The sequence below is a fragment of the Streptomyces sp. OZ13 genome, assembly GCF_052068155.1.
Lineage (GTDB): Bacteria > Actinomycetota > Actinomycetes > Streptomycetales > Streptomycetaceae > Streptomyces.
Genome location: NZ_JBQHCZ010000001.1, coordinates 208,118 through 230,340 on the forward strand (window position 1 = coordinate 208,118; position 22,223 = coordinate 230,340).

General features: G+C 71.1%; 19 protein-coding genes. 8 read left to right on the forward strand and 11 right to left on the reverse strand.

The window, feature by feature from the left end; translation table 11 throughout:
• Window positions 1–185 precede the first annotated feature (185 nt).
• The 4 genes from ACTMTU_RS00930 (at window position 186) to ACTMTU_RS00945 (ending at window position 2,432) form a co-directional block, all read left to right on the forward strand.
• Complete coding sequence (locus tag ACTMTU_RS00930) at window positions 186–911, forward strand: class I SAM-dependent methyltransferase (RefSeq protein ID WP_441261464.1); 726 nt, start codon at window positions 186–188, stop codon at window positions 909–911.
• A gap of 186 nt (window positions 912–1,097) precedes the next feature.
• Window positions 1,098–1,241 carry a hypothetical protein gene (locus ACTMTU_RS00935; protein WP_441261465.1) on the forward strand — a complete coding sequence of 48 codons (144 nt, stop codon included), beginning with the start codon at window positions 1,098–1,100 and terminating at the stop codon, window positions 1,239–1,241.
• Window positions 1,238–1,756, forward strand: coding sequence for a GNAT family N-acetyltransferase (locus ACTMTU_RS00940; RefSeq protein ID WP_441261466.1), 519 nt, complete (start codon window positions 1,238–1,240; stop codon window positions 1,754–1,756). Before ACTMTU_RS00935 ends, ACTMTU_RS00940 begins: the two co-directional genes overlap by 4 nt.
• A gap of 187 nt (window positions 1,757–1,943) precedes the next feature.
• Window positions 1,944–2,432: a nucleotidyltransferase domain-containing protein gene (locus tag ACTMTU_RS00945; protein ID WP_441261467.1), complete on the forward strand. Its 489-nt coding sequence runs from the start codon at window positions 1,944–1,946 to the stop codon at window positions 2,430–2,432.
• 304 nt (window positions 2,433–2,736) lie between these two features.
• Here ACTMTU_RS00945 and ACTMTU_RS00950 read toward each other — a convergent pair whose 3' ends face one another.
• The 5 genes from ACTMTU_RS00950 to ACTMTU_RS00970 form a co-directional block, all read right to left on the reverse strand.
• Window positions 2,737–3,612 (reverse strand): geranyl diphosphate 2-C-methyltransferase, encoded by an 876-nt coding sequence (locus tag ACTMTU_RS00950; RefSeq protein ID WP_441261468.1) that lies wholly within the window; start codon window positions 3,610–3,612, stop codon window positions 2,737–2,739.
• Between the two features lie 15 nt (window positions 3,613–3,627).
• Complete coding sequence (locus ACTMTU_RS00955) at window positions 3,628–4,968, reverse strand: family 2 encapsulin nanocompartment cargo protein terpene cyclase (protein WP_441261469.1); 1,341 nt, start codon at window positions 4,966–4,968, stop codon at window positions 3,628–3,630.
• Window positions 4,969–5,058: 90 nt separating this feature from the next.
• Window positions 5,059–6,486 (reverse strand): family 2B encapsulin nanocompartment shell protein, encoded by a 1,428-nt coding sequence (locus ACTMTU_RS00960; RefSeq protein ID WP_441261470.1) that lies wholly within the window; start codon window positions 6,484–6,486, stop codon window positions 5,059–5,061.
• A 480-nt stretch (window positions 6,487–6,966) separates the two neighbouring features.
• The gene (locus tag ACTMTU_RS00965; RefSeq protein ID WP_441261471.1) at window positions 6,967–7,890 is read right to left on the reverse strand and encodes an RNA polymerase sigma-70 factor; all 924 of its coding nucleotides are present in this window, start codon (window positions 7,888–7,890) and stop codon (window positions 6,967–6,969) included.
• A 141-nt stretch (window positions 7,891–8,031) separates the two neighbouring features.
• On the reverse strand, window positions 8,032–8,505 hold the full coding sequence (locus ACTMTU_RS00970; RefSeq protein WP_441261472.1) for a carboxymuconolactone decarboxylase family protein: 474 nt from the start codon (window positions 8,503–8,505) through the stop codon (window positions 8,032–8,034).
• Between the two features lie 173 nt (window positions 8,506–8,678).
• Here ACTMTU_RS00970 and ACTMTU_RS00975 point away from each other — a divergent pair, with 173 nt between their 5' ends.
• Window positions 8,679–9,065, forward strand: coding sequence for a DoxX family protein (locus ACTMTU_RS00975; RefSeq protein WP_441261957.1), 387 nt, complete (start codon window positions 8,679–8,681; stop codon window positions 9,063–9,065).
• Window positions 9,066–9,313: 248 nt separating this feature from the next.
• Here the strand turns inward: ACTMTU_RS00975 and ACTMTU_RS00980 are convergent, their stop codons facing one another.
• From ACTMTU_RS00980 to ACTMTU_RS00990, 3 genes are all read right to left on the reverse strand, one after another.
• Window positions 9,314–10,888: an adenosine deaminase family protein gene (locus ACTMTU_RS00980; RefSeq protein WP_441261473.1), complete on the reverse strand. Its 1,575-nt coding sequence runs from the start codon at window positions 10,886–10,888 to the stop codon at window positions 9,314–9,316.
• Window positions 10,889–11,038: 150 nt separating this feature from the next.
• Window positions 11,039–11,446, reverse strand: a complete 408-nt coding sequence (locus ACTMTU_RS00985; RefSeq protein WP_441261474.1) for a BlaI/MecI/CopY family transcriptional regulator — start codon at window positions 11,444–11,446, stop codon at window positions 11,039–11,041.
• 456 nt (window positions 11,447–11,902) lie between these two features.
• Window positions 11,903–12,505, reverse strand: a complete 603-nt coding sequence (locus tag ACTMTU_RS00990) for a TIGR03086 family metal-binding protein (protein WP_441261475.1) — start codon at window positions 12,503–12,505, stop codon at window positions 11,903–11,905.
• A 139-nt stretch (window positions 12,506–12,644) separates the two neighbouring features.
• Between ACTMTU_RS00990 and ACTMTU_RS00995 the strand changes: the two genes are divergently transcribed.
• Both ACTMTU_RS00995 and ACTMTU_RS01000 read left to right on the forward strand, forming a co-directional pair.
• A complete protein-coding gene (locus ACTMTU_RS00995; protein WP_441261476.1) occupies window positions 12,645–14,792 on the forward strand; it encodes a hypothetical protein in 2,148 nt (715 codons plus the stop codon).
• 67 nt (window positions 14,793–14,859) lie between these two features.
• The gene (locus tag ACTMTU_RS01000; RefSeq protein ID WP_441261477.1) at window positions 14,860–15,711 is read left to right on the forward strand and encodes a hypothetical protein; all 852 of its coding nucleotides are present in this window, start codon (window positions 14,860–14,862) and stop codon (window positions 15,709–15,711) included.
• A 69-nt stretch (window positions 15,712–15,780) separates the two neighbouring features.
• Here ACTMTU_RS01000 and ACTMTU_RS01005 read toward each other — a convergent pair whose 3' ends face one another.
• From ACTMTU_RS01005 to ACTMTU_RS01015, 3 genes are all read right to left on the reverse strand, one after another.
• Window positions 15,781–16,377, reverse strand: coding sequence for an NAD(P)H-dependent oxidoreductase (locus ACTMTU_RS01005; protein ID WP_441261478.1), 597 nt, complete (start codon window positions 16,375–16,377; stop codon window positions 15,781–15,783).
• A 219-nt stretch (window positions 16,378–16,596) separates the two neighbouring features.
• Complete coding sequence (locus tag ACTMTU_RS01010) at window positions 16,597–19,179, reverse strand: DNA translocase FtsK (RefSeq protein WP_441261479.1); 2,583 nt, start codon at window positions 19,177–19,179, stop codon at window positions 16,597–16,599.
• Window positions 19,180–19,505: 326 nt separating this feature from the next.
• Window positions 19,506–21,017 carry a carboxylesterase/lipase family protein gene (locus tag ACTMTU_RS01015; RefSeq protein ID WP_441261480.1) on the reverse strand — a complete coding sequence of 504 codons (1,512 nt, stop codon included), beginning with the start codon at window positions 21,015–21,017 and terminating at the stop codon, window positions 19,506–19,508.
• A gap of 192 nt (window positions 21,018–21,209) precedes the next feature.
• Here ACTMTU_RS01015 and ACTMTU_RS01020 point away from each other — a divergent pair, with 192 nt between their 5' ends.
• Window positions 21,210–22,076, forward strand: coding sequence for a PhzF family phenazine biosynthesis protein (locus ACTMTU_RS01020; RefSeq protein WP_441261481.1), 867 nt, complete (start codon window positions 21,210–21,212; stop codon window positions 22,074–22,076).
• Window positions 22,077–22,223: the final 147 nt, after the last annotated feature.

Here is a 22,223-nt window from a genome sequence, read left to right on the forward strand (position 1 = left end):
GCAATGCGACCCGCCGACTTCATTCGAACCGCGTAGAGCGTGTCGCTTTGGTGGGCTGGTCAGTTGATCGGACGTCTCTGCCTGTCGGGCGATCACTGATGCGCTGTGGGACCGGACGGAGCCGGGCCGCTTCGCCTGCGTTACCTACTGGCCGTTCGGGCCCGACTCCGCCTACGTTCGGCCGCATGGCTGACGACTGCTTCGCGCATCCACGGCTCGCCGCGATCTACGATCCGCTCGACCCCGACCGCAGTGATCTTGACGCGTACCTCCGGATCGCAGAAGAGGTCGGGGCATGCCGAGTGCTGGACATCGGCTGCGGCACAGGGGTGTTCGCACTTCTCCTGGCTGATCGTGGGATCGAGGTCGTCGGTGTCGATCCCGCACTGGCGTCCATCAACGTCGCCCGGGCCAAACCGGGCAGTGAGCGAGTGCGCTGGATCTGCGGTGATGCGACCGACCTCCCGCCGCTGCAGGCCGACCTCGCGACGATGACAGCGAACGTTGCCCAGGCCATCGTTGATCCGCACACGTGGCAAAAGACGCTACAGGGAGCCTACGAAGCACTGCGGCCCGGAGGTCACCTGGTCTTCGAGACCCGCGATCCGGCCAAACGAGCCTGGGAAGAGTGGACCCGCGAGAACTCCTACCGTGTCACGGAGATCCCGGGCGTCGGTTCCGTCGAGAGCTGGGTCCAGCTGATCGAGGTGGGGCGGCCTCTGGTGACGTTCCGCTGGACCTACGTTTTCGCGGCGGACGGACAGGTGCTGACGTCGGATTCGACGTTGCGTTTCCGAGAGCGGGAGGAAATCGAGAGGGACCTGGTCGCTCACGGCTACGTGGTGGAAGGCATGCGCGATGCCCCTGACCGACCAGGAAGAGAGTTCGTCTTCCTGGCACGACGTCCATGATGCTCAGCGGTCCACGCCACTCAGACTTCGAAGGCACCGGACCTGGGGGCGTTGAGCGTGTGCCGCCGAACCTTGGCGGGTGCGCATTCGTGAGGAGCACGCGGTAGCGCGTCCCTGGGTCTCGACCGGCTACACCCCGTGACCTGCCACGATGTCCTCATGCATGCCAAGGACTCGTGTGTATCGGTGCCGACTGTCAATGTCTGCCTGTGGCACTCCGACGCGGTTGGGCGGTTCGGCCGGCTGATGACCACCGACGTCCTGGTCCGCGCCGAAGCCCGCTGCGAACGCGGACACCTCGCCGAACGCCCCGAGGCGGTGGTGGCGTGAACATCCTCGAGGCCCAGGCCATCGGCACCGGGCGGCTGGACCTGCTGCCGCTGCACGTCGAGCACGCCGAGGAGATGGCCGCGGTGCTGTCCGATCCAGCCCTGCACACCTTCATCGGCGGCACTCCGGACACCCCGCAGACCCTGCGCTCGCGCTACCGGCGCATGACCGCGGGCTCTCCCGATCCGGACGTTTCCTGGCTGAACTGGGTGATCCGGCTCCGTGACGAGGCCTGCCTGACGGGCACCGTCCAGGCGACGGTCAGCCCTTCCGGCCATGGTCCCATCGCCGAGATCGCCTGGGTGGTGGGAACCCCGTGGCAGGGGCGGGGCATCGCCGGCGAAGCAGCCCGAGCACTCGTCGCCTGGCTCAGCCGGCAGCCGGTGCACACCGTCATCGCCCACATCCACCCCCGACATCGGGCATCCGCCGCCGTCGCCACCGCCGCCGGGCTCACGCGCACCGACGAATGGCACGAAGGCGAGATCCGATGGCGCCTGAGCATCCCGCGATGACTTCGCAGGCCGGATAGCCGGCTGATGCCTCGCGGCCACCGTCGAGGGGCAGGATCACACTGGTGATGAAGACGGCGCGGCGCGGGCAGGGTACGTCACCGCGGCCGCGACACCCGGCGGCGTGCCGGCACGCCGCATTCCCCAGGTCCTCAAGCGCCCTGGCATGGTGGGGAGTCAGGCACCGACCATGGCCAGGGGCAGCAAGGTGGTTCGTGACGATCAGGAGAGAAGCTTTCGAGCCGCACTGTCGCCGGAGCGGAGCGCCGAGATCGACGAGGTCGTCGGTCGCGTCACCCGCTGGGCGAGGGGTCGCGAAGACGTCGTCGGTCTGCTTCTCGTCGGATCATGCGCTCGCAACGCTGCGCGACCCGACTCCGACATCGACCTCGTCCTGCTCACGACGGACGAGCCCCGATATCTCCTCGACGATGCGTGGGCCATGGAGCTCGGGCTGGGAGAACCGATCCGAGCTCAGTCGTGGGGAGCGATCACGGAGCGACGCTGTTCCACGGCCTCCGGCCTGGAAGTCGAGATGGGCATCGGCTCTCCGGCCTGGGCAAGGACTGATCCCGTCGATCCTGGAACCCGTCGCGTGGTAACTGATGGCGCTCGTTTGCTGCACGACCCGGCAGGCATCCTCGCCGGCCTTCTCGCCGCCTGCTGGACGATGGGGTGATCGGCGCCGGCGTACACGTGGAAAGCTCCGCCAACCGTCGACCAGGGCGGAGTCCCGGCTCCGAGCTGGGCACCCGGGCACCATGTCGCCGCCTCCCGTAGCCGTGTCAGGCCGAGCTCGGAGGGTGAACAGCCTTGGCGGGACCGAGGGTTCGTGCTCCGCGAGGGGATGCGGCAGGCGGATCGGCACTGCCACGCGGCCGGCTCCAACCGGGGCAGCGGGCCGGCAGGAGAAGCGGTGGAAGACCCTCAACAGACGCGCAGGCCGGGTCCGCCACGGACGGACGCGGCCTGCGTGACCGAGGTCAGACGCGGTCGGCCGCGATCAGGACGTACTGGAAGGAACCGTCCCCGTACGCCTTGATGAACGCTTCCTCGATCCCGGTGACCAGGGAGGACGTGGCCCGCAGCTCCCAGTAGGGCAGCGTGTCGGGGGTGAGGTCGATGACGGCCTGCGGCACGAGCCGGTTGTCGGCCATGGCACGCAGGTATTCGCGGCGGGAGTGGATGTTGCACTCGAAGTGGGCGTTGATCTGGGAGACCCACTTCGACGGCTGGCCGTAGCGGGGGTTCCAGCAGCCGGTGATCGTCACGTACCGGCCGCCGACCTTGAGGAAGCGAGAATGTTCGGCGAGAAGGTCGTGCAGGTCGACGTACATGGACGACTCGTTGTTCCACGAGGCGGCGATGCTGCCGTTCTCGAACGGCGTGTCGAGCATGTTGCAGACGCGTGCGCGGACGCGGTCCTGGATGCGTAGCTCCCTCGCGCGCCCGTTGCCGAAGTCGGCCTGTGAGGTGGAGAGGGTGACACCCTCGACCTTGCAGCCGAAGCGCTGGTGGGCCATGACCATGGACCCGCCGCGCCCGCAGCCGGCGTCGACGAGTGTGTCGTCGACCCCGATGGGACCGAGGTGGTCCAGGAGGACCTCGGTCTGCGCGGACTCGAGGCGGTGCAGTTCGGCGATCAGCCTCTTCTCGTACTCGCTGTCCTCGGGGTCGCCGAGCGCGTCGTGGTCGACGGCGCCGATGCCGTAGTGGTGGTGGTAGAGCCCGTCCACGTCACCGAGGCGCAGGTTCACCGGCCTCGCCTCGCTGTTCCAGTAACGGGCGATGTCCCGCTGGTAGGGCGTCGCCGGGGCCGGGATCATCGCGGAGGCGGTGGGGTTCAGTTCGGTGGTCACAGAGATGTCCGTTCCTTACCAGAAGTCGGGCAGGCTGTATCGGTACGTGTTGGTGCGGTGCCAGTAGTGGTTGCCGTCGACCCACGCGGCCACGCCCTTGAGGAAGCGCAGCACGGCGGGCAGGGGGCAGGCGGCGGCCAGGTCGGCCGCGGCTGCCTCGAAGGCGTACATGAGCTCGTTGTGGACCTCGACCGCCTTCAGGTACGCGTCGCGCTCGGAAAGCTGCTCGCGCTCCGCGATCACCACCGGCAGGTTCAGATGCCGGCCGGGGCTGTCGAGCTCCTTGGTGTAGGAGTAGAGGTCGTTGACGATGGTGGTCGCATTCCCGGCGAGTGCGATGACCCGCTGCATCTCCGGCCGGGCATGCAGGTCCGCCGGCAGTTCGTAACCGCCCACGGTGTCGGTGATGGTGGGACAGGGGCGGAAGTTGTTGAACTGGCGCATGGCCAGGTACTCCCACACCTGTGGGACGTGATCGGTCTCGGCCCAGGCGGCCTCGGCCAGGTATCCCATGTGCAGCCGGGCCATGTCGTGCCGGTAGCGGTCGGCCTGGGAGGGCGTGGCGGCCCGTACGAAGTAGTCCATGGCGCTGCGGTACGCGCGCCGCGGGGCGTCCGTGCCGAGGGACTCCTCCCACGCCGGCTCGTACTCCGCGGTGGTGTGGAGGCGGTCGAGCGCGGTGTGCGCGAGGAGGAGGCGTCCGCCGAGACCGACGGGTGAGCCTCCGTGGTCCTCGCAGTAGCAGTCGTCGACGGCGTTCTCCGCGACCATCAGCCGGGTGGCGAGCATCAGATGGTCGACGAGGGGGGCGTCCGGGTGGCAGGCGACCATGTAGCGCCCGACGGAGAACCCGTCGAACTCGCCTTCCCAGTCCTCGGGGTAGAGCTGGACCTCGTCCTCGGCCCACCGCTTGATCCGACGGCTGACCTCCTCCACCCGTACGGGATCGGGCTCCGGTACGGGGTGGTGGTAGAGGCCCGGCACGGCCCGGCCTTCGGCCGGCGGCTCGGGTTCCGGGAGCGCCGGGTCCGGGCGGCGGGCCAGGGAGAGCGAAGCCGTACCCAGACCACTCGGCCCGCGCAGGGCCCGCTGCACGGCGGAGTCCGCGACAGGCACGGCCGCAACGGAGGAGTCGGCCGCCGGTTCCGACGGGGTGATCGGCGCAGGCTGCGCGGCCGGCCGGCCGGGGGCCACCGGCGCGGGCATGTCCGCAACCGTCGCCGCGGGTGGCTCCACAGGCTCGGCCTTCGGGACGGGTGCTCCGGAGCGGGTGAGGGCGTGCGCGAGAGCGGGGACGGAGCGGGCCACGGCGTCGTGCGGCCTCGACTGCTGCGGGAAGGGTCCAGGGTCGGGCATTCCGTGGCTCCTTGCTGCGGTGGGTGGGATCGTTCCGGACCTGGGGCAGGGGTCCGCCGGACAAGGCGGTTCCCGGCCGGCGCCGGGGCGTCAGCCGGTTCCCCGGTCGCCCCTGCGGGCGATCTGCACGTTCTCCATCACGCCCAGCGCATCGGGTACGAGCACCGCGGCGGAGTAGTACGTGGTGACGAGGTAGGAGATGATCGCCTGCTCGCTGATGCCCATGAACCGCACGGAGAGTCCCGGCTCGTACTCGTCCGGCAGGCCGGTCTGCCGCAGCCCGATGACACCCTGGTTCTCCTCGCCCAGACGCATGGCGATGATGGAGCTGGTCTGCTCCTTGCTGATCGGGATCTTGTTGCAGGGCAGGATCGGAACCCCGCGCCAGGCCGGCACGGACTGGCCACCGAGGTCGACATGGTCCGGATAGAGACCGCAGGCGTTGAAGCCGCGCCCGATCGCGGCGATCGTCCTCGGGTGGGCGAGGAACAGCTTGGTGCCGCGGCGGCGGCAGAGCAGCTCGTCCATGTCGTCCGGGGTCGGCGGGCCGGAGTGGGGCTGGATCCGCTGCTTGAAGTCGGCGTTGTGCAGCAGGCCGAACTCGCGGTTGTTGATGAGTTCGTGTTCCTGGCGCTCGCGCAGCGCCTCGATGGTGAGGCGGAGCTGTTCCTCCGTCTGGTTCATCGGGCCGTTGTAGAGGTCGGCGACCCGGGTGTGGACCCTCAGGACGGTCTGCGCGACGGAGAGTTCGTACTCGCGTGGCTTCGACTCGTAGTCGACGAACGCGCCCGGCAGTTCGGCCTCGCCCACATGGCCGGCCGACATGCGGATCTCGGCCTCACCGTGCTTGTTCTGCCGTTGCTGTCCGAGAGAGCTGAACTCCTCGATGTGGGACTGGAGGCTCGGCGCGGACGCCTGTACGGCGGCGAAGTCGGCGCGGGAGAGGGTGAGGAGAGTGCCGGACGTCTCGGCGGTGGCCGTGTAGTCGTAGCGGGCGTCGCTGTCCAGCAGGGCGTTCTCTCCGAAGTGGTCGCCGTCCGCGAGCACCGCGATGGCGAGCTCCCCGCCGTATTTGCCTTCGGAGGTCTGCCGGACACGGCCGTGGGCGATCATGTGGATCCGGTCGGCCTCGGCGCCGCGCTCGACGAGGACGTCCCCCGCCGCGAAGTCGCGTTGCGTACAACGCCCGGCGAGGGCGCTGAGGACTTCGGAGTCCGGGAAGCCTCGAAGCAGGGCGAGTTCGCCGAGTTCGTCGGGGATGACCCGGACCGTGGCGCCGTCCTGGACGAAGTCGATGCGCCCGTCGCCGACGGTGTAGCGCAACCGACGGTTGACCCGGTAGGCGCCGCCCTTCGTCTCGACCCAGGGGAGCATCCGCAGCAGCCAGCGGGAGGTGATCTCCTGCATCTGCGGGGCGGACTTGGTGGTGGTGGCGAGGTTGCGGGCGGCGGCGGTGCTCAGGGACTGCTGGGGCACCGCTGGTGCGGCCTGGGTCTGCGGGGTGCTGTCGACGGTCATCGAGGCGGGTTCTCCTTCGTGAGGGGTGGCGGTCGGCGCACACCGGTGCGCCGACCGCGAACAGGAGGAGTGGAGAGAGTCACTGGGATCCGTGCAGGTCCCGGAGGACCGTAACGACCGCTCGGGCCGCGTCGCCCGGAGAACCCAGACGCATTACCTCGAAGCAGTGATGATCATTTGAAAGCGGTTTATCTGTGCAATCAGCGACATTGCGCCACTTCGCCCGGAGCGCGGCGGGGTGCGCAGGGCCGATCACCGTTTCGTGACGCCCCGCGACCCGTCGGGTCGCACGGGATCCGGCCAACTTGCCGCCGGCGAGGCTCCCCGCCGGGATCCCCGGCGTCGCTCACCAGGTCGGCGGGAGGCTTCCTGCCCTGACCCGATGCGTAGTGACACGGCAGTGCAGGCCGGCGCCCCCCGGGGCCGCCGGCCTGCACCTGCTCCGGCACGTCCACGACTGCTGTCGGGCCGGCCGCGGGGTTACCGCGTCTGCCTGCGGGTCCGCTTCACTTCCCGGTCGACGGCCCAGGCGTCGGCGACCGGGCCGAGGTGGCCGAGCTTGTCGGGGTTGATGACGGACCGGATGGTCTGGATCTGTCCGTCGAGGACGTCGAGGGCCAGGGCGTGGAGGATCCTGCCGTCCCGGTCGCGGAAGACCGCGCCCGGCTGCCCGTTGACCTCGTGCGGTTCGAAGGTGATGTCGATCCGGGCCATGAGCGGGTGGACACCGGCGAGGAGCCTGGCCACGCTCTCTGCGCCGACGAGAACCTTGGCCAGCTGCGGGGCCTTGCCGCCGCCGTCGCCGACGAGTTGGACGTCGGCGGACAGCAGACGCTGCAGCCCGTCGACGTCGCCCTGCGACAGTGCTTCGAAGAACCGCTCCGCCAGAGCCTGCCGCTCCTGCCGGCCGGCCTCGAACCGAGGCCGGCCGGCCTCCATGTGCCGCCGGGCCCGTACGAGCAGCTGCCGGCAGGCAGCCTCCGAGCGTCCCACCGCCGAGGCGACCTCGTCGAAGCCGAAGGCGAACACCTCGCGCAGTACGAACACCGAACGTTCCAGCGGGCTGAGCCGCTCAAGGAGCAGCAGCGCCGCCATCGACACGGAGTCGGCCAGCTCCGCGGCCCGGGCCGGATCCTGGTACGGATCGTGGAGCAGGGGCTCGGGCAGCCACGGTCCGACGTACTTCTCCCGTCGTACGCGGGCGGAGCGGAGTACGTCGATCGCGATCCGGGTCACGGTGGCCGAAAGGAACGACTTGACCGACACCGGCCGGGTTGTCGAGGCGTCGAAGCGCAGCCAGGTCTCCTGCACCGCGTCCTCGGCCTCGGCGACGCTGCCCAGGATCCGGTAGGCGATCGAGAACAGCAGCGGCCTGAGCTCCTCGAACTCCTCGACCTTGGTCACGTGTTGTCCCTTTCGTGCTTTCCCGCCCCGAGCCGGAGTCGCCGACGCGGGGAACGTGTCGTGATCATCGGGTCGGTCGCGGAACCGGGGCAACCCCCGCTCCGCGCCTTGTGGCCGCCCCTGTCCCTGGAACGGGCGCGCTCAGTGGAACTGGCCGACCCGGTAGTCGCCGGCGGGCTGCTGGGTGATGATGTTCAGCCGGTTCACCGTGTTCATGAACGAGACGAGGAGAACAAGGGCGGTGAGCTGTTCCTCGTCGTAGTGTTCGGCGACCCGCCCCCACACCTCGTCGCTGACCCCGCCGGCCCCGTCCGCGACCCGCGTCGCTTGCTCGGCCAGCTCCAGCGCCGCTCGCTCGGCTCCGGTGAAGACCGTCGCCTCGCGCCAGGCCGCGACCAGGGCGAGCCGCACCGCCGACTCGCCGGCGGCCGCGGCCTCCTTGGTGTGCATGTCGAGGCAGACCGCGCAGCCGTTGATCTGGCTCACCCGCAGGGCCACCAGTTCCTGGAGGGCGGCGGGCAGCGGCGATTCCTTGAGCGCCTTGCCCGCCGCCATGAAGTGCTTGAGGGCCTTGCCGGCGGCCGGGGCGGCGAAGTAGTTCAGTCGCGCGTCCATCGTGTGCTCCTCCGTGCTCGTCAGTGGCTTCGTCCCCCGAGACGAGGCAGTGCCCGTCCCTGTGACACGACGGGATGTGACCCGCGTCTCTCCACCGGCCGCACTCGGGGATGTCACAGGGCGTGCTGCTGCCTCGTCTCGGGTGCGGAAGGACCTCGATCAGGGAGTCGATGATGAACGTCGCGCTGTGGATCACCGCCGGTCTGCTGGCCGCTGTCTGCCTGGCCGGCAGCGCCAAAATGTTTGTGGCACAGGAGAAGCTGGCCGCCCTGGGCGGCGCAGCCACTCAATGGGCCCACGATGTCAGCCCCACCGCCCTCAAGGCCATCGGCGCCGTCGAGCTCCTCGCCGCGATCGGGCTGATCCTGCCCGCGGTGCTCGACATCGCGCCGGTCCTGGTGCCGCTGGCCGCCACCGGGCTCGTCCTGCTCTTCATCGGCGCGCTCACCGTGCGGCTCCGCCGGGGCGAGAGAGCGACGATCGCGGGCGATCTGGTCTACCTCGTGCTGGCAGCCTTCGTCGCCTGGGGCCGCTTCGGCCCCGAGTCCTTCACCGGCTGATCGTGAAGCGGTCCACGACCCGGGCGGGCGAACCGGCAGGAGCGACGCATGAAGCACCGCGTCGTCGTCGGCGTCCCGGCCGTGCCGGGGCCTACCCGGCCGGGAACCCGGCCCGCCGGCTGTACCCGGCGGTCACCGGGGATCACCGTGTTCCACGCCGAGCCGGACTTCACGGGCGAACGCGGCTGCACCGGTCGGCCCGGCAGGGGCGACCGGTGAAGCGCACCGCGCCGCTGCTCGGGGCGGGGTCAGCCGGCGTACCGGGCCTCGAAGACACGGAAGGACTGTTCCTGCTGCCATTCCAGACGGGCCTTCGGGTTGGCTGCCAGCAGGCGGGCGCAGCGGGCCGAATACGCGGCGCGGCACTCCTCGACCGGTCGGAAACCCTTTCGCGCAGGGTCGGGACGCCACAGGCTGCGGCCCGGCAGGAAGGCGTATTCCAGGGAGGCCCGGGCCAGGTCCTTCAGCTCGGGGTAGCCGAGTCCGTAGGTGCGGGCCGCGCGGCTGTACTCCTGGCCGATGTCACCGCGCGAGACCCCGGGGTCGTCGGTGGACAGCACCACCGGGACGCCGTACTTCCGGTAGACCGGGAACGGGTGCTCGTCCCCCTCGACCTGGAGGATCTGCGCGTTGCTGGTGAGCGGCACCTCGACGGCGATCCGGCGGCGTGCCATGTCGCGGGCCAGACGTCGCCAGTCGTCCTCGTGGACGAGGTCGACGCCGTGGCCGATGCGTTCGGCCTGTCCGGTGCGTACGGCGTCGTCGATGTGGAAGGTGAGATCCTCCGGCTTCACCAGGCCGGGGACGAGCTCGCCGGCGTGGAGGGTGATGTGGGCGCGCGGGTAGACACCGTGCAGGTAGTTCAGCATCCGCATGTGCAGGCGGTAGTCCCGCAGGGAGATCTCGCCGTCCTCCGGCTGGACCAGGTTCACCGCGACGAAGCGCTCGTCCCGCTCGGCGAGGCGCAGCCCGAGCGCGATCTGGGTGAAGACCCGTTCCGGGGCGCTGTTGCGTGAGACCTGGGAGATCCAGCGGACGGTGACGCGGCAGGCGGGGCCCGGCCGTGCACTCCCGCAGCGCGCGGTCTCGCGGAACTCCGCGTCCGCCGTGTCCGCCTCCCGCTCGGCGTCGGTGATCAGCTGATCCAGCCGGCCACCGGCGAGCAGCTTGCGGTGCATGGCGGCCAGGTCCGCGTCCCAGCCGACTTCGGCCGCCAGCTTCCTGGCCCCCGCGGACGCGGGGCTGACCATCGTCTCCAGGTACGACTGATTCTGCGCCGCCGCGGTGCCCGCCACGTCGGCCAGCATCTTGCCGCGATGCGACGTCGCGGCGCCGAACTTCCCGAACGTCGCGAAGAAGTGGTCGTGTCCCGACTCGCCCTGCGGGAAGTCCTGCATCGACCAGGCTCTGACGATCTCCTGCCGGAAGCCGGTGTCCGTCAGGGCGTCGGCGGCCGGCCGTGTGCCTGCGGCGCACGGAGGCGCGACGGCCGTCATCGTGGCGTCGATGCACAGTCCGTCTTCGGCGGCGAGCTGGATGAGGTACTCGGTCCGTACCGCACCGGAGAGGTGATTGTGCAGGTCCCCTCCCTTGGGCAGATCCCGGAAGAAGCGTTCGGCCGCGTCCGGGTGTGCGTCCAGCCAGGCGGCGGTGCGGCTCTCGGCGCCGGTCGTCGGCCGGGGAGTGGGCGGCACGCCCGAGGCGGCGCCGGCCGGCGTGGCGGGCAGCGAGGTGGCGAGGGCGGTCGCGGCGAGCCCTGCGGCCGTCAACAACCAGCGGGTGCGCGATGAGCTGTGTACGGATTTCACGATCACGTCACGCATGATCACGAGAAGCGGCTCTCGACACCTCGCACAGCGTGGACTGTGCCCCGTAAACCATCCGTCCGAGCGACATGGCCCGGCTCAGACGCGGGTGAGAACTCTGCGCTCAAGGGCAGTACCAGCGGCAGAAGGACGAAGTTCCCCCAGCGGTCAGTCTTTTCCTTCGTCCGTGGCCCGGGCCAGCAGGTCGCGCAGCAGCTGCTCGTCGCCCGGTGCGAGCGCCGTCACGAAACTGGCGAGGACTGCCTCCCTGTCGGCTTCCGCGTCCAGCAGCTTCCGCATGCGCAGGGCGGCGAGACCCGCCTCGTCGGCGGTCGACGTCCACTCGAAGGACCGGCCCGCCCGCTCGCGTGAGACCGCGCCCTTCGCATGCAGCCGGGTCAGGATGGTGATGACGGTCGTGTAGGCGAGATCGCCCCCGAGCCGCTCCCGCACCCAGGCGGTGTTCACCGGCCCCGGCGCCTCGCGCAGCGCCGCCAGCACCTGGGCCTCCAACTTGCCCTGGCCCCGCCGGCGGGGCGGCTGTCGAGGAGTGCCGCTCCGGTTCTGGCCCGTCATGCCGTCTCCCTCCCGTCCGTCCGGCCCGCGCAGCTGACGCTGGAGCGGGCATCGTACTGAGCGAGGGACATCCGCCGTCGGCCGCCGTTCCCCTGCGGCCACAGGCTCGGCATCAGGTTCGGTTCCTCGGGCACACGTTCATGCTCCCAGGTGCGAATCCGCCCTTCTGCGAGAGGCCGACATGGCGCCGCCCGAACCAGCCGCCCGAGCACCCGTCCATGTACCTGGCAGGGACGACGAGTCGTACCTCAAGAACCGGGGAGCCGACCGCTGATGAACGATCCGCACCCGGACAACCGCCCACGACCGGAACCGGACAACCGCCCACGACGGGGCGTGAGCAAAGCGCGACCGGTCACTCCAGCGCCCTCGGCTGCGGCTGCGGCTGCGGATCGGCGGAAGTTCGCTGCTCGCCCCGTTCGGTTCCGTCGCGGAGGGCCGCCGGCCCCCTCGGCGTCAGTCGCCCGGCCGCCAGTCCGGTCGCCGCCCGCTCATGCCGACGGCCCGGTCCAGCAGCGGCGCGTCGTCCGGCACAGTGACCGGCGGGCCGAAGATCCCGTCGCGCAGGGAGTCGTCGCCCGACGGCTTCACCATCTCGTAGGAGACTGCCGCACTCGCCTCACCGGGGTCGTACCCCTGACCCGTCGCCCGCGCGAGGTCCCAGCCGTGGAGCACCAGCTCGTTCAGGGCGACGCGCCCGGCGACCTCCCCCGGCAGGTCCACCCCGCCGGCCTGGGTCATGCCCTCCCACGCCGACGGCTGCCGCCAGGCCTCCGCCAGCTCGTCCAGCCGCTGGGGCAGCACGGTGCGCCACTTCTCGTCGAGTACCGGGAGCGAGCTGCCGGGATCGGTGCCCGTCGTCGGGCCGAAGTCCTTGCGCGCCGCGTCGCGGAACGCGAGCGACAGGCCGTCGAGGTGGGCCAGCAGCTCGCGCACCGAGTAGTCGGGGCAGGGCGTCGGAGCGCCCAGCTCTTCGTCACCGATCGCGTCGAGCAATCGGGCCACGGCGCGGGCGGCGGGGGTGAGGTCGGGCATGGGTGTCGCGTCTGAGGTGTTCATACAGGGGTGACTGTCCGCGCGGCCGGAACTCATCGCCCGGCCGCGGAGCCCGCGCCTGCGGAGGTGATCGCTCGCCCGATCGGGCTAACACCCGGCCCGGAAGGATCTCCGGCGCCGCCCGCCCTCATACGCTCCACAAGTGACTCGTACGAACGCCTTGAACACCGGCCGCGACGACTTCCTCACCTGGGTGTCCCGGGAAAGAGGCGCGGCGCTGCCCGTGCGCACCACCGACGCGGTGCTGACGATGCTCGCGCTGCGCGGCGCGGAACGCAGGGCGGGCGTGCCCGAGCCCACGCCGCAGCTGGTCCGGCAGGTCCTGCACGAGGATCTGCCGCAGCTGCTCTACGCGGGCGACGAGGAACTGGACGCCGTGCCGGTCGTCCTCACCGCCCTGGCCGACCGCGTACGGGCCGCGGGCCGCCTCAACGCCAAACGCCACGCGAAGCTGGTCGCCGCCGTCGAGGAGGCCGTCCCCGAGTTCCGCCGCGCCATGGCCGACCCGCTGAACCTGACCTGGCCCCGCTGGTACGCGTCGCTCCTGACCGCCGACGGCGTGGACCGCGACGACGCCGACGCCGTACGGGCCTGGCTCGACGCGCACGAGAGCACGCCACACGCGGACCGGCCCGCCCTCCCCGAGCCGCTGCACCGCTCGGACCTCGCCGACCGGACCTTCTCCGTACGCGCCCGGCTCACCGAGGCGCTGCTCGAGGCCTTCGCCCGCGACACCCGCGCGGCGTCACCGGCCGGCCCGCTGCTGCCCGCGCCTCCACTCGATGCCGAACGTCCCGACGACGCGCTCACCGGCGAACTGGACCACATCGCGGCCGAGTTGACCGACCGGTGGACCGCGGCCGGGCTGGAAGGGGCACTGACCGGGCCGCACGCCTCCCTCGCGCCCGGCCCGGAGGCCGTGCCGCACGCGTCCCTCGCCGACCACATGCTCGACGAACACCTCGACTACTACGGCGACTCCGCCGTCCCGCTGCCACCCCCGGCCGCCGTCCCCGCACCGGACGAGATCCAGGGCCTGCTGCACGCCGCGGCCCTGCCCGCCGCCCTGGCCTCGGGAGACTTCGACGAGGAACTGCGCGAGGTCTCGGAGCGCTGCGGGCTCCCCGGTCCCGCCTCCGACGTATGGACCGGCGGCACTCCTCAGGAACTGCTCGAACTCGCCGCCGACATCCTGGCCGCGCAGGCCGAACGACTGCCGCCGGTCACGGGCCCCGACGACGCGTACTCGTTCGACGCCGCACACATCCTCTACTCGCTCTACGAACGCGGCAGCACCCCCGACTCGGTGGCCCGCAAGATCTGCGACGCCAAGGACGACGGTGTGGCACCCGAACTGGAGGACGCGCCCGCCCCCGTCCCGGGCAGCGCCCCGGCCGCGTACGAGACGCCGTCGCCCGAGGAACTCTCCGCGCTGCTCGGGATGCCCGGCCGCACCGAGGAGGACCGGGCCGAGATCGACGCCCCCGCGAAGGGACTGGCGGCCGTGGTCGACCAACTGGCCCTGACCGGCTGCGTCTTCCGCACGGGCGACACCTACGGGCTCACCCCCCTCGGCGCGGCCGCCATGCGCCACGTGATCACGGTCGGCCATGTGGCCGCCCCCGATCAGGAGACCGTCGCCGGCTGGGACGCGGCACAGACCGTCGCGGCGGTCCGGCACTGGCCCACCCAACTCGCCGCCTCCGCCCTCGCCGCTTTCGCGGACCGGCACGGGGGCACGGACCAGCCCTGGGGCGAACTCCTCGACGCGGTCGCCGCGGCCAGGTCCGAGGACGCCAACGCCGCGCGCACGGCCGAGTACTTCGCGCAGCTCGACCGCGCGGGCGTCCCCACCACCGCCCTGCGCGCCGCGCTCGGCGACCCGGTGACCGGCGCCGCCGCCCGACGGCTGCTGCTGGCCCGTGGCGAGAGCGTCCCGGAGGAAGCGGTCCCGCTCGACGCACGCGCCACAGTGCTCGTCGAGGAGCTGGACCAGCGCTGGATCGACGACATGCTCGTCCACGTGAAGCGCCGTGACGACTCCGGCGACAGCGGTATCCCGGGACCGGCCGACATCCCGCCCACGACCCTGCTCCCCGCCTTCGACGCGGCGGCCGCCGCCTGGCCGGGCGGCGCCACCGCCCTGGTGGAGGCCCTGGCCGCCGTCGATCCCGCCACCTCGCTGCGCGTCCTCGACAGCCTGCACACCCACCACCCGGAACGTGCGGTGGCGGCCGCGGCGGGCCGTGCGCGGAAGTCCGCGCAGCGCGCGCTGTCCGGCCGGCGCTGACTCCCGGCCGGCTGCGGACGCCCCGGACGCGGTGGATAGGTTGGCCGGAGGCCCACCGTCCGAGGAGATGCCCGTGTCCACCCGCCCCCGCCTGCTGTTCGTGACCGACCTCGCCTATCCGGCAAGGGGACGGCGCTACTGCGACGAGGACATCTTTCTCACGTCCCGCCTGCGCGAGGACTTCCGTCCGGCGCTGTGCCATCCGCTGGACGCGGCGGAGTTGATGGACGCCTTCGACGCGGTCGTCGTCCGCAACAGCGGCCCCGTGCTCCACTACCAGAAGGAGTACGAGGCGTTCCGCGAGCGGGCCACTGCGACGGGCATCCGCGTGTACAACCCGCTCGACGGCCGGGGCGACATGGCGGGCAAGCAGTATCTGCTGGACCTCACGGTGGCCGGTCACCCCGTGATCCCCACCGTCGACCGGCCGCAGCACCTCGCGCGGCTACCGGAGGCCGACGAGTACGCGGTGAAGCCGAAGGCTGGGGCCGACTCCATAGGCCTCGACTTCGTCCCGCGCCAGGACCTCGCCAAACTCGCCGCACGCGGTGACCTGCTCGTCCAGCCCCGGGTGGACTTCCGGTACGAGGTGTCCTTCTACTTCGTCGACGACGCCTTCCAGTACGCGCTGTACGCCCCCGATCCCGGGCAGCGGTGGGTCCTCGAGCCGTACGCGCCCACCGAGGCGGATCTGCGCTTCGCGAAGCGGTTCGTCGACTGGAACACCCTCGACCACGGCATACAGCGCGTCGACGCCTGCCGCACGAGGACGGGCGAACTGCTCCTGGTCGAGCTGGAGGACCTCAACCCGTACCTGTCCCTCGATCTCCTGCCCGAGGCTGAGCGGGACGCGTTCGTCACCGCGATGAAGGAGTCCCTGCACCGCTTCCTGGACCGGCCGGCGCCGCCGCCACGCTGACGCCGGCCATCCGCCGTCGAGGGCGCTGTGGGCTCCCGGCCGCCCGGCGGCACGCACGCAGCCGGAGGGTCAGCCGGACACCAGCGCCGCGGCCTCGCGCCGTGCACGCCGCAGCCAGTCCGCACGCTGCCGCTCCGTCGAGTCGGTGACCGTACGGAAGACCACCCGCCGTACGTCGTCGACACCGACGTACGGCAGCACGCACGCGGCCCAGACGCGCTGCAACGGGTCCCCGAACTCGCCCTCCTCCCGGTCGGCCGGGGTGTCCGAGGTGTTCAGCACGAGCGCCCTGCCCGCGCTCAGCAGGCCGACGGGCTCGCCGTCGGCGCTGCCGAGCTTGTACGCGACACCGGGCACCAGCACGCGCTGCACCCAGCCGGTGAGGACGGCCGGCGGCATGCCCCACCAGTTGGGATGGACGAAGACCAGCGCGTCGAGCGAGGCCACTTCCGCTCGGTGCAGGGCCACTTGGGGATCGGGTGCCTCGTCCGACGCCCGGACCGTCTCCGTCTCGCCGGCGCTCAGCACCGGCGGGAAGCCCTCGGCACACAGGTCGTGGGCGAGCACTTCGGCCCCGTGGGCCCGCAGTTCGGCGACGACCGCGTCGAAGAGGGCGTGGTTGAAGCTGCCCGGTCGCGGATGTGCGAGATAGACCCCGATACGCATGTGCGTGATCCCCCCGGATCGAAGCGGGCCGGTGCCTGCCACTCGGCCGTGTTCCTGCCTTGGAATCGGATCCTAGGCCTCGTCCTGCGTTCACCGCTGGGCGGACGGTCATAGAGGAGCGGACAGAATGCGGTTGTCGCCCCAAGATGGACGCGTCACTTGAACCGGGGGTAGCGAACGCGGTGTTGCCTCAGAGGCTGAGCCGGGGCCACGGCCACATCATGCGCCCGTCCTACGAAGCATGGTGAGCACTCGGTTCAGGTCCTCGGGCCTGACGAGCACGTCCCGGGCCTTCGAGCCCTCTCTCGGTCCGACGATGTTCCGTGACTCCATCAGGTCCATGAGCCGACTGGCCTTCGCGGAGTCGACCCGGAACTTGCGCTGGAGCATCGAGGTCGAGCCGAACTGGGTCGAGACGACCAGTTCGGCGGCTCGACACAGCAGGTCGAGGTCGTCACCGATGACTTGATCGATGTCCTCGTTCTGCCTGGTGTCGGGGGTGACGTCGTCGCGGAAGACGGGTGCCATCTGGTGCTTGCAGTGCCGGACGATGCCGGCGACCTCCTGTGCGGTGACGAAGGCTCCTTGGAAGCGGATGGGCTTGTTGGTGCCCATCGGCAACAAGAGCCCGTCGCCCTTGCCGATCAGCTTCTCGGCACCGGGCTGATCAAGGATGGCGCGGCTGTCGGCGAGCGAGGAGGCGGCGAAAGCGAGCCTGGAGGGCACGTTGGCCCTGATCAGATGGGTGACGACGTCTGTCGAGGGCCGCCGAGTAGCGAGGACGAGGTGGATGCCGGCCGCTCGGGCGAGCTGAGCGAGCCGCACGATGGCGTCCTCGACGTCGCGCGGCGCGACCGTCATCAGGTCGGCCAGCTCATCGACGACGACCAGCAGGTAGGGGTGCGGCTGGAGCTCGCGTTCGCTGCCCTCATGGGCACGCAGCTTTCCGCTGCGCACGGCCTCGTTGAAGTCGTCGATGTGCCGGTAGCCGTACGCCGCGAGGTCGTCGTAGCGCAGGTCCATCTCGCGTACGACCCACTGGAGCGCCTCTGCGGCCCGCTCGGGGTCGGTGATGACCGGCGTGATGAGGTGCGGAATGCCTTCGTAGGCGGTCAGTTCGACGCGCTCGGTGTCGACGAGGACCATACGGACGTCCTCGGGGGTGGCCCGCATCATGATCGAGGTGATCAGGCAGTTGATGCAGGACGACTTGCCGGACCCGGTGGCGCCGGCGACGAGGATGTGCGGCATTTTGGCCAGGTTGGCCATCACGCAGGCACCCTCGACATCCTTGCCGAGCGCCACCAGCATCGGATGGTCGTCGCGCGTCGCGTCCACCGAGCGCAGCCAGTCACCGAGGTGGACCTTCTCACGGTCGGTGTTCGGGATCTCGATGCCGACCGCGGACGTGCCGGGGATCGGGATGATCCGCACATCCGGGCTGGCCACGGCATACGCGATGTTCTTGGTCAGCGCGGTGATCCGCTCGACCTTCACGGCCCGGCCGAGCTCGAGCTCGTAGCGGGTGACCGTCGGTCCTCGGGTGAAGCCGGTGACAGCAGTGTCGACTTCGAACTCGGCGAAGACGTTGGTCAGAGAGGCGACGATCGCGTCGTTGGCCGCGGTGCGTGACTTTGCCGGAGCACCACGCTCCAGCAGATCCATCGGCGGCAGGGTGTACAAGATCTCCCGGGCCGACGGCAGGTGTTCTGCGCCGGGCAGCGTCGTCGGCTGCACGTCCGACAGAATCTTCGTGGGCGGCGGGGGAGGCACGGGCAGGGTGATCGACTGGTGCGGCAGGTCGTTCAGGTTCACGGCATCCCTCGGCCGGTGGGCCGGCGACTGCTGTTGCGGGGGTGCTGGAGGTGACGGGGGATACGGGGGGACACTCATCGTCGGAGCTGATCTGCGGAAGCGTCGCGTAAGTCTCCTGACCGCCGTTCCCTCGAACAGCCCCTGATGGGCGGTACCCATGCTACGGAGGCGCTCCCGGACCTCCACTGCGCTCTGCGGCCGATGCGATGTGCGCTTCTCCAGCAGCGCGAGAATCAGCTCATCCCAACCGCTCGGCAGACCCGGGCGACGGCGACTCGGAGGGGTGGGAGCCTCGGCCACGTGCTTGACGAGCAGGGCAACCCCGCTGGCCGCGGTGAACGGGGGCTGACCGGTAACGAGGGTGTAGAGAACACAACCGAGTGAGTACAGGTCGCTCCGGTGGTCCACCGGGACCGCCTGTGCCTGTTCCGGAGACATGTACGCGGGAGTCCCCAACAGCGTCCCTGTCGCTGTCAGGTTCGTGTCGGGAGACGCGTTGTCCAGGTACGCGGCGATGCCGAAGTCGAGGATCTTGGCGACGCCGCGGGGCGTGACCATGATGTTGGCGGGCTTGATGTCGCGATGGAGTACCCCTGCGGCGTGCGCCGTTGCGAGACCGTCGCACACCTGGCTGCCCCAACCGGCCACATCGGCAAGGGGTGGCGGCCCCTCCTGGACGATGCGGTCGAGGGGCTGCCCACCGAGCAGCTCCATGACGATGAAAAGCAGAGAACGGCCCTCTACCGCAGCCGCACCGATGTCGTGCACGGTCACGACGTGCTGGCTGTCGAGGCGCGCGACGACTCGGGCCTCGCGATCGAACCGTGCCATGGCGCGGGGGTCCGGCCCACTCTCTCCAGCTGTCAGCGTCTTGACCGCGACCTCGCGGCCCAGTCGCTCGTCGTAGGCACGCCAGACCTGGCCCATGCCGCCCGTGCCAATGAGATCGATCAGCTGATAGCGGCCATCAATCCGTGTCGCCCGCATTGTCCCCTCCCCGACATCAGCAGCGAAGTGACCATGGACGCGGCGCGCACGCTCACGCTTCTGGTGATGCCCTCGCGGCGCCCGGTCGCCTCGGCGATCCTACGGCCCCGGCCGTGGTGGAACAGAGGGAGAAGCGTCGTCAAGTCGCGCTACGCCCGCGAGTGCCGCGACGTCCGATGCCGTCGCGGCGATGCGGTTCGGGGTACAGATGCGAACGTAGGCGGAGGCCATGCCTGCCTTCCGGGACCGGGCCAACGTGGTCACGGCTGCGCGTAGCTCTTTGCACCATTGGCTGCGGTTCACGGGCGGTATGCGCCACCGTCCGGTCACGGCTCCAGCGGCCGGTACTCGAAGTCCCCCCACAGCGGCCGGGTATCGGGCAGCGGGGTGCGGGCCTCGCCGTCGTCCGGCGCCCAGATCCGGGCCGGGCCGGACCCTGACGAATCGAGCGGCTGCCACCCGGGATCGCCGGTCGACGCGAACGCCGCCCACGCCGAGAGCATGCGCCGCGACAGGCGGTCGTCCGCCGGGGAGGGCGGGCCCCCGATGAGGAACTCCACCGCCGCCAGGCCGTGGTTGCCGAACACCAAGGGCACATCGGCGCAGTGCCAGGCGAGCACCTCGCCCTGCGGGCCGCTGCGCCGCCGGTCGAAGCGGGACACGAACGCCCGGCCGCCCGCCCGTGCGTGCGCCTCGCCCAGCCTGCTGCTGTACTCGGCGAACAGCAGGTCGCCGAAGACCGAGAGGTACACGTCGAGCACCGGCGCGTCGTCCGGCAGGAGGGCCCGGTAGCGTTCGGGCAGGTCGTCCGGCAGTCCGAAATCGGCCGCGAACCGTTTCAGCCCGTCCCAGGTCGTGACCTTCGCGCTGCTGCTGACCGCGTCCATCAGCCAGTACTCCTGCGTGGTGTGGCATACGAGCAGGTCCACGTCCCTCCCGGCCCCCGCGGACACGGCGGCGAGCGGGTCCGCCGGCAGCACGTCACCGTCGGCGACCGGAGCGTAGAGCACCGGGTCGTAGTGGAGGTGCCCCGACGCGGGGTCGCGGCGGTAGGCGTCCGCGACCGCGTCGGAGGCGGCGACCAGGGTCTCCGGCGGTGTCGCGGCCAGGGCCGCGGCCGTCGCCGGGACGCCCGCCGCTGCCGCGACCCGCGCGGTGATCTCCCGCGCGAGCCTGGCCGACCAGCACGGGCCGACCGCGCTGTGCGCGATCGCACGGCGGAACAGCCCCCGGGCCCGGTCCATCACCATCAGAGCGGCCACAGAGGTCGCGCCGGCGGACTGGCCGGCCGCCGTGACGTTGTCCGGGGCGCCACCGAACGCGGCGATGTTCTCGCGCACCCACCGCAGCGCCGCGACCTGGTCGAGCAGCCCGCGGTTGTCCGGATGACGCGTGCCGTCCCCGTCCGCCGGCACGTGTCCGAAGCCCTCGAACCCCAGACGGTAGTTGACCGTCACCACGACCAGCCCGCCGTCGCGTGCCAGGGCCGTCCCGTCGAAGTCGGGCTGCGCCGACGACCCGAAGGTGTACGCCCCGCCGTGGATCCACACCAGCACCGGCAGCGAGGCCGCACCCACCGGCGCCCACACGTTGAGCGTCAGGACGTCCTGGTCACCGGGCGACCACGACGGGGATCCCGGCAGCTCGGCCGACTGCGGGGCCACGGGCCCGAAACGCGTGCAGTCCCGCACCTCCGTCCAGGGCTCGGCGGGCAGCGGCTCCCGGAACCGCGCCGCCCCGAAAGGAGGAGCGGCGTACGGGATCCCGAGCACGGCCACCACATCGTCCGCGACCCGGCGCCCGCGCACAGGCCCGTCGTTCGTCCGGAACACCACCACGGAAACGCAACCCCCATCTCGCCGTCGAGCCGCCCGCGGTCCCGGGCCGGCTCCCGCAGGCCAGCATCCCAGCGCACCGGCCGCGGGCACCAACACCAAGATCACAGCGATTGACGCGGCTGCGATGTCGATCCCGTCAGACCCGGGCACCGGCCGGGAACAAGACCGCCCCGCCCGGTAGTTCCGACGATCATGACGACGAAGAACGAAGTCCTGCGCTACACCGCATTCTCCGGCGATCCCGAGGGCGGCAATCCCGCCGGGGTCGTCCTGGACGCCGCGGGACTGGACGACGCCGGGATGCTCGCCATCGCCGCGGAGGTCGGGTACAGCGAGTCCGCGTTCGTGACCGCGCCGCCCGAAGGGCTCGAGGGCGAGCCGGGCAGGGTGTTCACCATCCGCTACTTCAGCCCCAAGGCCGAGGTGCCGTTCTGCGGGCATGCCACCGTCGCCACCGCCGTCGCACTCGGCGAGCGGATCGGGCCCGGCGACCTCGTGTTCGCGACCCGCGCCGGGACGGTCCCCGTGACCGTGACCGAGGAGGACGGCGCACTGCGGGCGACGCTGACCACGGTCGAGCCGCACAGCGAGGAGATCGCGGACGCGGACGTCGCGGAGGCGCTGGCCGCGCTGGACTGGCCGGCCGCCGACCTGGATCCCGCGCTGCCGCCGCGTATCGCCTTCGCGGGCGCCCGGCACCTGGTGCTCGGCGCCGCGACCCGGGCACGGCTGGCGGACCTTGCGTACGACTTCGACCGCCTGGAGGCGCTGATGCGCCGTCTCGACCTGACCACGGTCCAGCTGGTGTGGCGGGAGTCGGAGACCGTCTTCCACGTACGCGACCCGTTCCCGGTCGGCGGCGTCGTCGAGGACCCGGCGACGGGGGCGGCGGCAGGCGCGTTCGGCGCGTACGCCCGCGAGCTGGGCCTCGTCCCCGAGGCGTCGGTGCTCACCCTCCACCAAGGCGCGGACATGGGCCGCCCCGGTCTGCTGACCGTGGAACTGCGCGCGGGCGACAAGCGGGTACGGGTGGCGGGGGCCGGCACACGGATCGCCTGACGCGGCCACGGATGCGGCGCGGCGTGCGGGGGCGCTGCCCGGCGGATCGCGCCTGGCACGGACCGGTCCCGCCCCGCGCGGTGGGCGCTGCCCGACCGGTCTCTGCCCGGCGAATCGCGCATGGCACAGCCCGGTCCCGCCTAGCGG

What these genes read in the sequence shown, in the direction of transcription:
- ACTMTU_RS00930 (WP_441261464.1), top strand. Translation starts at nt 186, where the DNA reads ATGGCTGACGACTGCTTCGCGCATCCACGGCTCGCCGCGATCTACGAT.
- ACTMTU_RS00945 (WP_441261467.1), top strand. Translation starts at nt 1,944, where the DNA reads ATGGCCAGGGGCAGCAAGGTGGTTCGTGACGATCAGGAGAGAAGCTTT.
- ACTMTU_RS00955 (WP_441261469.1), bottom strand. Translation starts at nt 4,968, where the DNA reads ATGCCCGACCCTGGACCCTTCCCGCAGCAGTCGAGGCCGCACGACGCC.
- ACTMTU_RS00960 (WP_441261470.1), bottom strand. Translation starts at nt 6,486, where the DNA reads ATGACCGTCGACAGCACCCCGCAGACCCAGGCCGCACCAGCGGTGCCC.
- ACTMTU_RS00970 (WP_441261472.1), bottom strand. Translation starts at nt 8,505, where the DNA reads ATGGACGCGCGACTGAACTACTTCGCCGCCCCGGCCGCCGGCAAGGCC.
- ACTMTU_RS00975 (WP_441261957.1), top strand. Translation starts at nt 8,679, where the DNA reads ATGAACGTCGCGCTGTGGATCACCGCCGGTCTGCTGGCCGCTGTCTGC.
- ACTMTU_RS00980 (WP_441261473.1), bottom strand. Translation starts at nt 10,888, where the DNA reads ATGCGTGACGTGATCGTGAAATCCGTACACAGCTCATCGCGCACCCGC.
- ACTMTU_RS00985 (WP_441261474.1), bottom strand. Translation starts at nt 11,446, where the DNA reads ATGACGGGCCAGAACCGGAGCGGCACTCCTCGACAGCCGCCCCGCCGG.
- ACTMTU_RS00990 (WP_441261475.1), bottom strand. Translation starts at nt 12,505, where the DNA reads ATGAACACCTCAGACGCGACACCCATGCCCGACCTCACCCCCGCCGCC.
- ACTMTU_RS01000 (WP_441261477.1), top strand. Translation starts at nt 14,860, where the DNA reads ATGCCCGTGTCCACCCGCCCCCGCCTGCTGTTCGTGACCGACCTCGCC.
- ACTMTU_RS01005 (WP_441261478.1), bottom strand. Translation starts at nt 16,377, where the DNA reads ATGCGTATCGGGGTCTATCTCGCACATCCGCGACCGGGCAGCTTCAAC.
- ACTMTU_RS01010 (WP_441261479.1), bottom strand. Translation starts at nt 19,179, where the DNA reads ATGCGGGCGACACGGATTGATGGCCGCTATCAGCTGATCGATCTCATT.
- ACTMTU_RS01020 (WP_441261481.1), top strand. Translation starts at nt 21,210, where the DNA reads ATGACGACGAAGAACGAAGTCCTGCGCTACACCGCATTCTCCGGCGAT.